Source organism: Bacillus sp. V3-13, assembly GCF_002860165.1.
Lineage (GTDB): Bacteria > Bacillota > Bacilli > Bacillales > Cytobacillaceae > Bacillus_BJ.
In genome coordinates this window covers 18,928-34,097 of sequence record NZ_PGUZ01000013.1, presented here as the reverse complement: position 1 = coordinate 34,097, position 15,170 = coordinate 18,928, and the positions used below count along the sequence as shown (strand labels likewise).

Below are 15,170 nucleotides of genomic sequence, written 5' to 3'. Positions count from 1 at the left end.
CATAAATCATGAATGCTTATATTTGGGACTGCTATTCACAATCACCTGAAGCAGCTTAGTCCCCTGGCTCATCTCACTATTACAGATTGGGCATAGAGGTGTTTCACTGCTTTTGAAATTGTCCCTTACCCAGGCGTTGCAGCCATTAGACGTACATTCCCATATCTTCGTTTCTTCCGTTACTACTTCTATATCTTTCTTTCTACCAAACGCCATACGATTTTCCTCCCCGTTTCTATTTTTAACGGACTGGCACCAAACACATTTATTATATGCTGCCAGCCGGCAAATCTTGTTCATACTTTTAGCCTAAATAAGGAAGGCCCTATGCAAGACATCAAAATCATCCAACTGAATTTCAGTACGTTATCATCATTTCTAAAAAAGAATTCACTGCCTATAAAGCAAATCCTCTTAGCCCCAGGGCTTGCATACAACTTATGTTGCTTACTCTAAGAGCCGGCCGATCTTTACATAACAGTGAATTCTAATGGGATTATTCATTTATAAAATAGTTTTCCCTAACTGAAAAACCTTTCCTCATGCCTAAAATTAAGCTTTAACAACGTTGACAGCCTGAGGACCGCGCTGGCCTTCTTCAACATCAAAAGCTACGCTTTGACCTTCCTCCAACGTCTTAAAGCCTTCTCCTTGAATAGCAGAATAATGAACAAACACGTCTTCTCCGCCGTCAGCTTCGATAAATCCAAAGCCTTTCTCCGAATTAAACCATTTTACTTTTCCTGTTGCCATTTTTTTATTCCTCCTAAATTAGTCAAGCATATCAGTGGTTTCTATAAACTGCCACTATACCTACTAATATGGACAATTTATGCCAAATTAAACCTATATTTATTGGAATTTATTTTTGCGTGCCGGACGATTTCTTGTTCTGCTTCTATCATTGCGGCGGTTCCAATCCCGATCAGAGCGGTTTCGATCTCTGCTGGCTTTCGGCTTTTTAGAACGAAGCGGCTCGACTGCCGTTAATCTGACAGGTGTTGCATCCGGTTCTTTTGTTAATAGTTTTAATGCTGAAGCAAGCAATGTCACCGAATCTGTATCCTCCAGCAGCGTTTCGGCAATATGCTTATATTCTGAGAAATTACCATTTTCCATTACATCGCGAAGCCGCTGGATCGTCGCTTCCTGATGGCCTGCCAAAACTTCTCCCATCGTCGGAATCGGTGTTTTGGACATTTTTTTCTTAGTCATATTTTCAATAGACCTCAAGTGGTCTGTTTCCCGCGGCGTTACGAATGTTATGGCGAGGCCTTTTTTGCCGGCGCGCCCTGTTCGGCCGATCCGGTGTACATAGCTTTCAGGATCCTGTGGAATATCAAAGTTATATACATGGGAAACACCGCTAATATCAAGGCCACGGGCAGCTACGTCGGTGGCAACCATAATATCAATTGACTGTTCTTTAAATCGGCGGATTACTTGATCCCGTTTTGACTGGGGAATGTCCCCGTGAATTCCTTCGGCCGAGTAACCGCGTTTCATTAAACCTTCAACCAGTTCATCAACCCGTTTTTTTGTCCGTCCGAAAATAATCGCCAGGTCAGGAGATTGGATATCAAGAAAGTTGCATAACACATCAAACTTTTGCTTTTCCTGAACTTCAACATAATGCTGTTCAATGTTCGTGACAGTCATTTCTTTTGCTTTGACTCGTACCAGCTCAGGATTGTCCATAAATTTTTCAGCAAGCGACTGAATTCGCTTTGGCATTGTAGCCGAGAAAAGCAGAGTTTGATATTTCGTGGGAATCTGGCCGAGAATCTTTTCAATGTCCTCAATAAAGCCCATATTCAGCATTTCATCTGCTTCATCAAGGACAACAGTATGGATGTTTTGCAGACGGATCGTCCTGCGATCCAAGTGGTCCATTAACCTCCCGGGGGTGGCAGCAATAATTTGCGGCTTATTCTTTAAAGCTCTAATTTGACGGCTAATATCCTGTCCGCCGTATATTGGCAATGTGCGAATTCCTTTGCCGTTGCCGATCTTGTTCAGTTCCTCTGCCACCTGCACCGCTAACTCACGCGTTGGAGCGAGCACCAGGCCCTGAATGCCATTTTCAACGACTGCTTTTTCGATTAGCGGAATCCCGAAAGCGGTTGTTTTACCTGTTCCGGTTTGGGCCTGGCCGATTAAATCCCGGCCTGTCAGTGCAAGCGGGATCGCCTGTGCTTGAATCGGTGTCGGTTCTTCAAAGCCCATATTCGATACAGCACTTTGAAGTTCTTTGCTTAAATTAAATTGCTCAAATGTTGTCAAACCGTGTATTCCCTCCTTCACACCATTGGTGTGGATGCTCATTTATTACCTTTAAGGTAATGCATCAATATTTTATAAAATGTTTTCTTTCTCCATTCATATTTTACCTATCCGCTGGCAATTAAAACGTTACTTTTACGAAAGTTGCAAAAAAAGAATCAAGCCCTCTGCTCTCATCTTTAACTGCTCCATAACCGGCCAAACAAAATTAGTTTTGCGGGATAGTTTTTAGCCCCTGATTCTTTACATCTTCAGTTGGAAAAGGATTGTCCTAATTGACAAAATGCAGGTATTTATGAAAAGAGGATATAAGTGGAAAAGGCGATGCCCACCTGAGCACCACCTTAAGATTTCGAGTTATTAAGCTTTGGTAACGTTAGCCGCTTGTGGTCCGCGGTTTCCTTCAACAACTTCGAAAGTCACGCTTTGGCCTTCGTCTAAAGATTTGAAGCCATCACCTTGAATAGCAGAGAAATGAACAAATACGTCTTCTCCACCTTCTGCTTCGATGAATCCGAATCCTTTTTCTGCATTAAACCATTTTACTTTACCGTTTTTCATCATGAAAAACCTCCTGAAATTGTTTCACCATAACACTTTTTATAAAATTCGGAAAAAAGAAAGCCGCAGTTTTGCAATGATAATGAAGGAATCGGCCCACATTCATTGCAGCTGCGACTTCTTGTATCCACATAATTAAATAACGAGCTTTATAGCGTTATCTTAATAGTAAATTAAAAATGCCACAAAGTCAACTTTAATTGCCCTTTTCTGATGGTTTGCATGAAAAAACTCTCCAATTAACTGGAGAGTTTAGTGTTTTCTTCATAACCAGGCTGGGCCTCGGCCATTGCCGTTTCTAATTCCTTCATATGATTTTGTTTTTCTTCACCCGTCCAGCTGAACTTGTCAGCAAAATAATCAACTACCTGCTCCTTCCACTTTTTAACGAGATTGATGTTAAAGAGCAGGGCGCCGGTTCTGCGATAGAAAAAGTCGAGCGGGGTTGCCGCCATTTCATATTGGATCGCATATTCCAACTGTCCGAATAAAACCTTTGGCAGCCCATATTTATTTCTTATATCGTTATTGGCGCTAATTAATTCAAAAACAATCGGGCTGTTGGAACCATACATGGATGCAATCCCGGAAGCTTCTTCTTTTGTCAGCCCTAATGACATTCCCCGTTCTGTTTGCTGTGCAATATAGCGAATAAAGCCTTCTGAGCCGCCAACGTCCCCTCCAGAGATCGGCATATGCTTTGTCGGGCTTTCCGGAAACTGCTTATTTTTCTCATTCGCCAGCTTTTGGGCCACTAAATCGACAATCGTTTCAGCCATTTTCCGATACCCTGTCAGCTTACCGCCCGCTATCGTGATCAGGCCTGTTTCAGATTCCCAGATCTCATCCTTCCGGGATATTTCTGATGGTGCCCGGCCTTCTTCATGGATGAGCGGCCGGATACCTGACCAGCTGGATTCGATATCCGCTTCGGAAATATTTACAGCGGGGAACATGTAATTGATGGCGTTAATAATATAAGTCCGGTCTTCCTTTGTTACGCCCGGGTTGGCTTTATCGCCGTCAAAAAAAGTATCCGTTGTTCCAACATAAGCCTTTCCTTCGCGCGGAATCGCAAACACCATCCGTCCGTCAGGTGTATCAAAATAAACAGCCTGTTTCAGCGGAAAGCGGCTCTGGTCGATCACGATATGGACGCCCTTTGTAAGCTTTAGTGTTTTCCCTTTTTTGGAGCCATCCTTTTCACGGATTGTATCGACCCACGGCCCTGTCGCATTAATGACTTTGTCGGCACGGATTTCATACACTTCTCCCGTGATGAAGTCGGTTATTGCTGCCCCGACAACCTTCCCATTCTCATATAATAAATTGTCTGCGCGCGCATAATTTACGGCTGTCGCTCCTTTTTCAACAGCAGCTTTTAAGACTTCAATCGTGAGGCGGGCATCGTCTGTCCGATATTCTACATAATAGCCGCCGCCTTTTAAGCCTTCTTTTTTGACAAGCGGTTCTTTATTCAAGGTTTCATCGGCACCAAGCATTTTTCGGCGCTCTGTTTTTTTTACACCTGCCAAAAAGTCATACACCATCAGACCGATCGAGGTGCTCGTTTTGCCGAATGTTCCACCTTTATGCATAGGCAGAAGCATCCATTCCGGGGTTGTCACATGCGGGCCGTTTTCATAGACAATTGCTCTTTCCTTGCCCACCTCTGCCACCAGCTTCACTTCAAATTGCTTTAAATAGCGAAGGCCGCCATGAACAAGCTTCGTTGAACGACTGGAGGTTCCAGCTGAAAAATCCTGCATCTCTACGAGCGCAGCTTTCATTCCTCTAGAAGCAGCATCGAGTGCAATTCCAGCGCCTGTAACTCCTCCCCCGATGATAAGAACATCGAAGGATTCAGACTTCAGCATACTTACGATAGTTGTTCTGTTCAGATTCGAAAACTTTTCCATTTAAGTACCCTCCTAATGTAGAAAAAAGACCACAAAGCACACTATCGCCAGATCCGATAGTGTATTTGTGGTCTCTCCCTGTCTCCTGCCGAGTATTAACTTAGTTGAATTATAACATAGTTTTATATTTTTGAAAATTATTACTTAAATGCCATTGTCGCATTGACGGCTTTCTTCCAGCCTTCATAAAGCTTTTCACGCTCTTTGTCGTCCATGGAAGGTTCAAATGATCGATCAATGGACCATTGCTTGGCAATTTCTTCCTGACTTTCCCAATAACCTACCGCAAGCCCGGCGAGATACGCTGCTCCAAGTGCAGTCGTTTCATTGACGGTTGGTCTTTCAACAGGAACATTTAAAATATCGCTTTGGAATTCCATCAAGAAGTTATTTTTAACTGCCCCGCCATCGACACGCAATGTCTTCAGTTCAATGCCGGAATCCGCTTCCATTGCGCCGAGTACATCTTTAGTCTGGTAAGCCAGCGATTCAAGCGTTGCCCGTACGAAGTGTTCTTTTGACGTTCCTCGTGTTAAGCCAAATATGGCTCCGCGTACATCACTATCCCAATACGGTGTTCCCAGCCCTACAAAAGCGGGCACAACATAGACGCCGTCAGTAGAATCGACTCTGGTTGCATATCCTTCACTATCTTTTGCATCTTTCAGCATTCTTAATCCATCACGAAGCCATTGAATCGCAGAACCGGCAACAAAGATGCTTCCTTCAAGGGCATATTCCACTTTCCCGTTCAATCCCCACGCGAGCGTTGTCAATAAACCGTGCTCTGAACGAACTGCTTTTTCACCGGTATTCATCAGCATGAAGCAGCCGGTTCCATAAGTGTTTTTTGCCATACCTTCGTCAAAGCAAGCCTGGCCGAAAAGCGCTGCTTGCTGGTCACCCGCAGCTCCGGCGATTGGTACTTCTTTGCCAAAGAAATGATAGTCGATCGTATGGGCATATATCTCAGAGGAAGGACGAACCTCCGGCAGCATCGACTTTGGTACTGTTAAGATTTCAAGGAGCTCATCATCCCATTTAAGATCATAAATATTGAACATCAGTGTTCTCGACGCGTTGGAATAATCGGTTACATGTGCTTTTCCGCCTGATAACTTCCAGATGAGCCACGTGTCAATCGTTCCAAATAAAAGCTTGCCTTCTTCTGCTTTTTGACGAGCGCCTTCGACATTATCCAAAATCCATTTTACTTTCGTTCCGGAGAAGTATGCATCAATGAGCAAGCCTGTTTTATTGCGGAATAAATCGTTATGGCCTTTTTTCTTTAGATCATCACAAATTTCGCTTGTTTGCCTGGATTGCCAAACAATCGCGTTATACACCGGCTGACCTGTTTCCTTATCCCAGACAACAGTCGTTTCACGCTGGTTGGTAATCCCGATGCCGGCGACTTGTTCAGGCTTGACTCCGGATTCGGATAAACAGCCGGCAATGACTGCCAAAATCGACCCCCAAATTTCATTCGCATTATGCTCGACCCAACCCGGCTGTGGGAAATATTGCGTAAATTCCTTTTGGGCGACATGAACAATTTCTCCCTGCTTATTAAAAAGAATCGCCCGTGAACTTGTTGTCCCTTGGTCTAAAGATAAAATAAACTTTTCCATTAATGCCTCTCCCCCAAATATATGTTTAGTTTTTAAGCGACAGCCTTTGATTGATCCACTTCACCTGGCTGTTTTTTCCCGAATAAATATGCTAACAATAATATTACTATTGTAATAGAGATAACACCCCATGTCATCGCAGTCACTTTTCCGTTATACATATATTGATAAAATACGGAGCCAAGTGATCCTCCAAGAATCGGTCCCAGAACCGGAATCCAGGAATAACCCCAATTGGAGCCTCCCTTACCAGGGATCGGAAGTAAAAAGTGTGCAATTCGCGGGCCAAGGTCACGAGCCGGGTTAATCGCATAACCGGTTGTTCCGCCAAGCGACATCCCGATGACCACAATCAATAAACCGACCGCTATTGGGTTCAACCCCTCCGTGAATTGGTTTGCACCAATGAAAAGCAATCCCAGTACAAGAATAAAAGTACCAATAATTTCGCTTAAAAGGTTTGAAAATGTGTGGGGAATTGCCGGACCTGTCGAAAATACGCCAAGCTTTGCTGCCGGATCAGGAGTTTCTTTCCAGTGCGGCAAGTAATGTAAAAATACTACACAAGCACCTAAGATGGCGCCGATCATTTGCGCAACGATATATCCCGGTACCTCCGCCCAGGCAAAATCGCCATTAATGGCTAACGCAATCGTTACCGCAGGATTCAAGTGTGCCCCGCTGATGGATCCAACCGCAAAAACGCCCATTGTAACGGCAAGTCCCCAGGCGATGGTTATGACAATCCATCCTGCATTATTGGCGTAAGATTTTTTCAATGTGGACCCGGCGCCAATTCCGGCTCCAAAGATAATCAGAATCATGGTGCCGATGACTTCTCCCATAAAAGCAGTCATAAATACTCCCCTTTCTTTTTTGAAAGCGTTTTAATTTTATTTCGCAACAAGCCTGAAAAGAAAAAGGAGACACACGACAGAATAACCCTCTCAAAAGAGGCAATCTGCGTGAATCTCCTTTTCTCCATCACGATTCATTAACTTGTTAATTATCAGTATACTGACCTATGAAAGCGTTGTCAACAAATTAATAGTTTTTTCAATTCATATTTTTTCGATCTAGAGTCTAAACATGTCCCATAGGTCCGTTTTCGATGTGGTAATCGCGACAGCGCCTGCATTTAATGCATTTTTTACTTCCTCGGGTGAACGGATTAAGCCGCCGGCAAATATAGGAGTGCTCAGGCGCTCCTTGACTTCTTTGATCATCCACGGCATGGCACCGGGAAGAACCTCGATATAATCCGGCTTGGTCTTTTCAACAAGCTTGTAGCTTTTCTCGAGGGCATGGCTGTCGATATTAAAAAAATCCGCTGCACCGCGATTACCCCTTTTTGCCTGGCTTTATGGATGACGCTTGATTTTGTTGAAATAAGCCCGTACGGACGAAATTCCTGGCATATGTATTCTGTGGCATAGTCATCATTTTTAATTCCATGAATCATATCGACATGATAGATCATTCTTTTACCATGCTGTCTCGCCATCGCATTTACATTTTTCAATTGAGCGATATGCATCTCCAGGAACACACCGATCTCGTAGGGACTTTCCAAAAATTTTTCAAACTCTTTCATGCTTGATGACGCTGGCAAGATCTTTTGGTTCACTTTGTTACCTCCATTAGCTGTTCGCTGAATCCCCTATTGCTGAACCAATCGCAAGCCGCAGAGCCAACCACCGTCATCCCCCCGCACCTGCGGGGAAATGAACACAGGGACTTTGCTTCAGCTGTTTCGTAATAAAATCATACATGAAGCACATGCAAACTTCTATATTTCTTTTCAAACTAAAAGCAGCCAAACTGACATATTGTTCCTGGACATTGTTCTCATATTGCCGGATTCAGCTGTGATGGCCATTGTTTTCATGGCCAACTCCACTCAACTCCTATGCTTCTTTTTTTGTTCTCGTTGTGGCGCGTTTTCTTCTGGCTGGCGCTTTTTTCGGTTTTGTTTTATCAATAGAAGCTTGCAGGGCTGCCATTAGATCGGTAACGTTCGATTTTGGCTCTTTTTCAGCCGGCGCAACCGTCTCTTTGCCTGTCCGTTTCGCTTCAATTAATTCCAGTAGTGCATTCCGGTAGTCATCGGTATACTTTTCAGGTTCAAACTCGGTTGTCAGCTGATCAATTAACATGATTGCCGTATCAAGCTCTTTTTTAGTCACTTTATCTTCGGCAGGAACATTTGGAACATCGATTGCTCCGCGAACTTCGTCTGGATAATGTATCGTTTCCATGACAAGTGTGTTTTTATATACCCGCACTACAGCCAGCTGTTCCTTTGATCTAATCACGATTTTGGCAATCCCGACCTTTTCCGACTCATCAAGCGCTCTGCGCAGCAGTGAATAAGCCTTGCCTCCCCCATCTCCCGGCGACATATAATAGCTCCTGCTGTAGTAAATCGGATCTATTTCGGAAATCCTCACAAAATCGATAATTTCAACCGCCTTATCTTCATTTTCCTTCTTTAATTTTTCCAAATCATCGTCATCAAGCACCACAAACTTTCCTTTCGTGTATTCAAAAGCTTTCACGATGTCTTCACTTTTTACTTCCTTTTCACAGACCGGGCAAACCTTTTCATATTTGATTGGCGATTTGCATTCCTTATGCAAAGTGCGGAGCTTCACATCTTTGTCTTCAGTTGCAGCATGGAGCTTGATCGGAATATTAACCAAACCAAAGCTGATGCTGCCTTTCCAAATTGTATGCATGCGGACTCTCCATTCATTGTTGTTTACATTTAATTTGTGTGAATAAAGCCAGGAAATTCATTTAAACAAATGGAAACAGATTAGTTTTGATGCCAAAAAGGCAAGATAACATAGACACAGCCCGAAAGGATGAAGCGGAATGAAACCGATGCTGCCCACCCTTGCGTTCGAAGTTCCAATAGGTGACAATTGGATTTATGAGGTGAAATACGACGGGTTCAGGGCGATATTAACCTGGGATAAAGACATAACTTTAATTAGCCGGAACGGCAAAGAGCTTCTTCCCATATTTCCGGAAATTAAACAGTTCCTTGAGGAAAATCGCCCGGTATTCGAGAACTATCTGCCTTTTGTACTCGATGGGGAGCTTGTTTTTCTGGAGAATCGCTATAAAGCGGGCTTTGATTCCATTCAAGTTCGCGGCAGGATGCGGTCTGAACAAAGAATACTTCAAAAAGCGAAGACATCCCCGTGCAGGCTGTTGATATTCGATATTTTACAGTTGCAGGGCAACTCCTTAATAGAAAAGAAATTCATTGAGCGAAAGGAAATCCTGCTAAATTTTTTCAAAACCACAGGCCTCCCTCTCGAACCTGACGAAAAACAGCATAAGCTGCTTCAATTCATTCCGGCACATAAAGATTTTAAGAAAATTTGGGATGAAATTGTCTTACATGATGGAGAGGGAGTTGTCGCAAAGCATGTGAATAGCCGCTGGGAAGCTGGAGCAAGGACGCGGGAATGGATAAAGTATAAAAATTGGAAATACGTGTCCTGTTTCATTACGGCTTATGAAAAAAAGAATGGCTATTTTTATGCTTCTGTATTTAAAGATGGTACCCCTGTCCCGATCGGAAATTTCATATTTGGGCTTAAGCCTGAAGAGAAAACTGCTTTGTTTCAAATCGTTAAAGAAAATAAAAAAGAAGAAGACAGCCAATTTATTTATGTTGAACCTGCGATTTGTGTAGAGCTAAAATATTTGGAAATATACGAAATGCAAATGAGGGAGCCCCATTTCGAGCGGTTTCGCTTTGACCTGGCGCCCGAACAATGCACGTTCGAAAAATTTGTCCAGCAGCAGAAAAACGTTCCTGTCGATGTCGACATTACCCATCCCGACAAACCGCTCTGGGAAACGCCGCCCATTAAAAAAATTGATTACATTCACTATTTAAGAGAAATCTCCCCTTATTTACTGCCGTTTTTAAGGGACAGGCTTTTGACAACGATTCGCTATCCGCATGGAATATTCGGTGAAGCATTTTTTCAGAAAAATCGTCCTGATTATACACCTGAATTTGTTGATACCAGCGAAAGCGATGGGATTCGATACATCGTTTGCAACAATCTGAAAAGCCTGCTGTGGCTTGGCAACCAGCTTGCCTTTGAGTTTCACGTTCCTTTTCAAACGATTAAAAGCACGGGGCCAAGTGAGATTGTCTTCGACCTTGATCCGCCCTCAAAGCATGCGTTTCCGCTCGCCATTAAGGCTGCCCGACTGATTAAGGACGTGCTGGACCAGCTCAAGCTGATCAGCTTTATTAAAACATCCGGGAATAAAGGTCTCCAAGTATATATACCATTGCCGGAAAACCGCTTTTCTTATGAAGAGACCCGCATGTTTACATCGTTTGTCGCCGATTATCTCGTTTCAAAAGACCCGGATTCCTTTACGGTCGAACGGATGAAGAAAAACCGCGGAAACCGCTTATATGTCGACTATATCCAGCATGCAGAAGGAAAGACGATCATCGCCCCTTATTCTCCAAGAGGGAATAAAAATGCAACAATTGCAGCACCGCTTTTTTGGGAGGAAGTTAATGAAACATTAACAATGGAAGCCTTTCAAGTCACAACGATGTTAAAAAGATTAAAAACGAAAGGCTGCCCTTTTCAAACATTCTTCCAAACAAAGGAAATACAGCTATTTGAACCTGTTTTGGCATTTCTAAAAAACGGGGGCAAATCATAAAAGAAAGCAGCTCCTATATAAAGGCGGCTGCTTTCATAATAATTAAATATATTTGCTTAAATACTCTTTAACATGATTTTGTAATTTTTCGAAATGTGTTGCCTCTTCTTCGAAAAATTCCTTTGGACCCGATTGAAAATGATCAACGTCCACCCAATCAACATAAACTTTAGCTTTGTATACATACGTCGCATTTCCAATTAAATCAATTGAATAGCTCCCGTTTTGCTCGTGGATGATACAGCAAACCTTCCCGCCATTATTATAAACATCGATCGGTTTTTCTTTCTCATTTAATCCGTTCAGGTATGTGACAAGACTCGAAGCAGACATCGCTGTACCGCAGGCATTTGTAAATCCGACGCCTCTTTCAAAGGTCCTCACATAAATTGCCCCGTCCTTAAGCACTTTAACAAAACTGACATTCACACCATCAGGAAACAAATCATTTGGACCGTTTACGTGCTCACTCAGTTGTTTTTGCAAGTCTGAATGAATTTGTTCAGCGTCGACAATTGCGACAAGATGTGGATTTGGGACAGCCAAAGCCGTAAATCGCAATTGATCGGATAGAGAAGGTATCATTTCATTCCGCAAGCTTTCCTGGGGAAGATTTAACGGTAAATCTTTTAATCGAAAAGAAACGGGTGAAATTTCAACCTGATAAGTCGGAACATTCGGGAAAAGTTCATCCATTTGATTAACAGACAGATTGACTTTCATTGTTTCGATTACAGCACTGCTCTTTTTTTGCAGCTCACAAATATAACGGGCGACACAGCGCAAGCCATTGCCGCACATCGATGCCTCGGAGCCATCTGCATTAAACACGCGCATTCGCGCATCAGCACTATTTGAAGGCATGACAAACAATATTCCATCCGCTCCCAATTCGCTTGAACGGTTACATAATGCTCTGGCCAGTACTGCCCGCTGTTCCTCCGTAAAGAAATAATCGTTTGAAATCTCATCTATTAATAAAAAGTCATTGCCTGAACCGTGGCATTTTATGATATCAACCTGCAAGGGATAAACCTCCATTATCTTTTTCTGGCGTTAAACAGCTAATATAAGAGTGCCACATTTCAGTTTAATATTCAATAAAGTTATTCCTATTGTGCTGCGGAGCTAAAAAGATACATCCGGCCGCAAAAAGCATTTAAAAAAAATCCAGCCGACGGCCAAGGCTGGATTTTGAACAGAAGTATTTCGCGTTTTATGATGTATGCTTACGCCTGGAATAACTTGTTCTGGTTACTTGCTTCGGCGTTAAGGAGATGGTCAGACCAGTTTAACGCTTCAGCATAGATCAAGAACAGATCCTTTTCCTCAATTTTAAAATCGCGGCATTTCTGATTGATCATAATCCAATCCGCTTTCTCCACCGCGACAACAAGGTCGAGTACTTCCTTATAGCAATTTGGTTCTCCTTTTAACGCTGAGCAAATCTCATCTTGCAACGGCAAATCTTTCAGGATTTTCTCCATCGAAGCTCCCATCATCGTATCCATAAAAGAAAACATACCTGTCATGAAAAAACTTGAACAAAACGCTGATTTATTCTTCAGCCTCGCAACCGATTCACACATTTTCGCTCTTGTCAGGCAGGTTTTTATTTTTTCTTTGGATAAGCTTCTTGCCCTTCCTGTTGTTTCTCTTATGGCCAGGACATATATCCATTTTTGGGTTTCGATCAACCCGAGCAATATAATCGCCTGGCGGATTGAGTTAACTTTATGCTTCGGGCGAAATGCAGGTGAATTAATAAGCTTCAGCAATTTGTAAGAAAGGGATAAATCTCTTTCGATTAGCTCGGAAATCTCATCAATACTTGGTTCAGCCATTGAAAAATTTTGGATCATTTCAAAATAGGACGGAAAGTATGCAGGTATATCATAAGTCGAAACAACGTCAGGCTTTGAAAAGAAGTAACCTTGAAAAAAGTCGTAGCCTTTTTCCATTGCTGTTAGAAACTCTGTTTTCGTTTCAACTTTTTCAGCAAGCAGCTTTATATTCTGCGTTTTTGCAGCCAATTCGATTCTGTCTCGTATTTCTGGCGATGTTTGTAAAAAATCGACCTTTATAATATCAGCATAATTGAGCAGTGCAGAAGAATACGGGTTTTGCTCATTCAATGCATAGTCATCAAGAGCTATTTTATAGCCGAGCGCTTTCAGCTCCCGGCAGATCTCAATAATTTCTTCACTCGGCTCGACCGACTCCAGTATTTCAACAACAATTTCACGCGGCCGAAAATAAGTCGGCAGCCGCAACTGCAGAAGATTTTCTGTAAAATTAATGAAGCAAGGCTTTCCATTCGCTACATCATCAATTCCGATATTAAGAAAGCTGTTAATAATCACATCGGCCGTTGCCTGATCCCCATTTACATCTGGAAACACATTTACTTCATTGCTGCGATGGAGAAGTTCGTAAGCAAAAACTTCTTCCTTTTTATTAAAAATCGGCTGCCTTGCAACAAAAACTTCCATTCCTGTTAACCTCCGAACCGTCTGCAATGTCTATTGTCCTCCTCTACATTTTAGCGGATAGACATTTGAAACTTTGTCGAAACTTGTAACTTTCAGAAAACTTTTTACAAGATAAACAATAATCTCCTTTATTTTGACGAGAACAAGCAAGAGATTACAAAAACCGGGAAAACAAAAAGAGACACCAAAAGGTGCCCCTTCTGTTACCCAATAAAATGAACGACAAAATTCATCAAAAATAAAGCAGAAATCAAATATAATGTTAAAGAAACTTCGCGTGCTTTCCCAATGGCAACTTTCAAAATTGGATAAAGAATAAATCCGATCGCAATTCCGTCAGCAATGCTGTAAGTGAATGGAATCATCGCCACTACCAACATAGCCGGAAAGCTTTCACTCAGATCTTTCATGTCAAGATTGCGGATATTTTGCAGCATCAACCCGCCAATGATGATTAAAATGGGGGCAACCGCACTGTCAGGGATTAATTTGATCAGTGGGATTAAAAATGCCGATACACCAAAGAGAAGGCCTGCCGTGACAGCAGTCAACCCGGTTCTCCCCCCGGCAGCCATGCTTGCTGCGCTCTCCGCCGTTGAAACGGTCGGACTCGTGCCGAATAAACCAGAAAGCAGCGCCGAAATAGCGTTTGCTTGAAAAGCGCGTGTGAATTTCTCAGGACTGCCGATAAAATTCACATGACCGTGAACAAGGCCAATATTCTCGAAAACAAGAACCATCGTCAATGAAAAAACGGCTACCCAGAAAGTGAAAGAAAGCAGTCCATCAAAGGAAAAAGACGCAAAAACAGTCGAGTAATCATGCAAGGTAAACTTTGTGTCCACCGAGGTGCCCGGGCCCATTAAACCGAACAACCAGGCAATCATTGTGCCGGCGACCATGCTGATTAAAAAATTGCCGGAAACGTTTCGCAAAAACAAAATGATTGCAATCAAAAACGTCAAAATCGTTGCAACCACTTCTGGATTCCCAAGCTCACCAAGCGCGATCAGTGAATTATTGCCCCTTACGATAATCCCGCCTTTTTCAAGTCCGATGAACATGAGAAACAGACCGAGACCAACCGTAATCGCCTCCTTGAGAGAATGTGGAATCGCCTCGCCCAGTTTTTTGGCATAATTTGAAAAAGCAACGAAGCAAAAAATCAGCCCGGAAACAAAAACTACTCCGAGTGCTTCCTGCCAGGACAAGCCCATCGAGTTAACCAAAGTGTAGGAAAATAACGCATTAATTCCCATCCCGGGCACCAGTAAAATCGGGGCATTTCCCCACAATCCCATCAACAGGCAGCCGGCCACCGAAGCCACAATCGTAGCGATCATCGCCGCTTCTAAAGGAATCCCTGCTTCTGACAGGATGAGCGAATTCACCGCAATGATATAGACAATCGTAAAAAAACCGACCGAACCGGCCAGCATCTCTTGTTTCACCGATGTCCGGTTTCTTTCTAGCTGAAAGAATTGATTAAGCCTTTTATGCAATTAAATCATATCCAGTTTTTAATAGCCCTCTCCCTACCCGCTTTTCCTGAAAAGTTCAGGTAAGCCACA

The 15,170-nt window shown here is 42.9% G+C and carries 12 protein-coding genes and 1 pseudogene; 1 reads left to right on the top strand and 12 read right to left on the bottom strand.

The window, feature by feature from the left end:
• Positions 1 to 6: 6 nt before the first annotated feature.
• The 9 genes and pseudogenes from CU633_RS05360 to ku form a co-directional block, all read right to left on the bottom strand.
• Positions 7 to 216, bottom strand: coding sequence for a cold-shock protein (locus tag CU633_RS05360; RefSeq protein WP_101658695.1), 210 nt, complete (start codon positions 214 to 216; stop codon positions 7 to 9).
• A 336-nt stretch (positions 217 to 552) separates the two neighbouring features.
• Positions 553 to 753 (bottom strand): cold-shock protein, encoded by a 201-nt coding sequence (locus CU633_RS05355; RefSeq protein WP_101658694.1) that lies wholly within the window; start codon positions 751 to 753, stop codon positions 553 to 555.
• A gap of 99 nt (positions 754 to 852) precedes the next feature.
• Entirely contained in the window at positions 853 to 2,226 is a 1,374-nt protein-coding gene (locus CU633_RS05350) for a DEAD/DEAH box helicase (protein ID WP_308314709.1), read from the bottom strand.
• A 417-nt stretch (positions 2,227 to 2,643) separates the two neighbouring features.
• Entirely contained in the window at positions 2,644 to 2,844 is a 201-nt protein-coding gene (cspD, locus tag CU633_RS05345) for a cold-shock protein CspD (RefSeq protein ID WP_101578371.1), read from the bottom strand.
• Between the two features lie 239 nt (positions 2,845 to 3,083).
• Positions 3,084 to 4,763: a glycerol-3-phosphate dehydrogenase/oxidase gene (locus CU633_RS05340; protein ID WP_101658692.1), complete on the bottom strand. Its 1,680-nt coding sequence runs from the start codon at positions 4,761 to 4,763 to the stop codon at positions 3,084 to 3,086.
• A gap of 140 nt (positions 4,764 to 4,903) precedes the next feature.
• On the bottom strand, positions 4,904 to 6,394 hold the full coding sequence (glpK, locus tag CU633_RS05335) for a glycerol kinase GlpK (RefSeq protein WP_101658691.1): 1,491 nt from the start codon (positions 6,392 to 6,394) through the stop codon (positions 4,904 to 4,906).
• A 32-nt stretch (positions 6,395 to 6,426) separates the two neighbouring features.
• A complete protein-coding gene (locus tag CU633_RS05330) occupies positions 6,427 to 7,251 on the bottom strand; it encodes an MIP/aquaporin family protein (RefSeq protein WP_101658690.1) in 825 nt (274 codons plus the stop codon).
• A gap of 219 nt (positions 7,252 to 7,470) precedes the next feature.
• Positions 7,471 to 7,988, bottom strand: a pseudogene (locus CU633_RS05325) (glycerol-3-phosphate responsive antiterminator).
• Between the two features lie 313 nt (positions 7,989 to 8,301).
• The gene (gene ku / locus CU633_RS05320) at positions 8,302 to 9,132 is read right to left on the bottom strand and encodes a non-homologous end joining protein Ku (RefSeq protein ID WP_101658689.1); all 831 of its coding nucleotides are present in this window, start codon (positions 9,130 to 9,132) and stop codon (positions 8,302 to 8,304) included.
• Between the two features lie 139 nt (positions 9,133 to 9,271).
• Between ku and CU633_RS05315 the strand changes: the two genes are divergently transcribed.
• Positions 9,272 to 11,107, top strand: coding sequence for a DNA ligase D (locus CU633_RS05315; RefSeq protein WP_101658688.1), 1,836 nt, complete (start codon positions 9,272 to 9,274; stop codon positions 11,105 to 11,107).
• Between the two features lie 42 nt (positions 11,108 to 11,149).
• Here the strand turns inward: CU633_RS05315 and dapF are convergent, their stop codons facing one another.
• The 3 genes from dapF to CU633_RS05300 form a co-directional block, all read right to left on the bottom strand.
• Positions 11,150 to 12,133, bottom strand: coding sequence for a diaminopimelate epimerase (dapF, locus tag CU633_RS05310; protein WP_101658687.1), 984 nt, complete (start codon positions 12,131 to 12,133; stop codon positions 11,150 to 11,152).
• A 203-nt stretch (positions 12,134 to 12,336) separates the two neighbouring features.
• Positions 12,337 to 13,599: an EAL and HDOD domain-containing protein gene (locus tag CU633_RS05305; protein ID WP_101658766.1), complete on the bottom strand. Its 1,263-nt coding sequence runs from the start codon at positions 13,597 to 13,599 to the stop codon at positions 12,337 to 12,339.
• A gap of 203 nt (positions 13,600 to 13,802) precedes the next feature.
• Positions 13,803 to 15,101 carry an NCS2 family permease gene (locus tag CU633_RS05300; RefSeq protein WP_101658686.1) on the bottom strand — a complete coding sequence of 433 codons (1,299 nt, stop codon included), beginning with the start codon at positions 15,099 to 15,101 and terminating at the stop codon, positions 13,803 to 13,805.
• Positions 15,102 to 15,170: the final 69 nt, after the last annotated feature.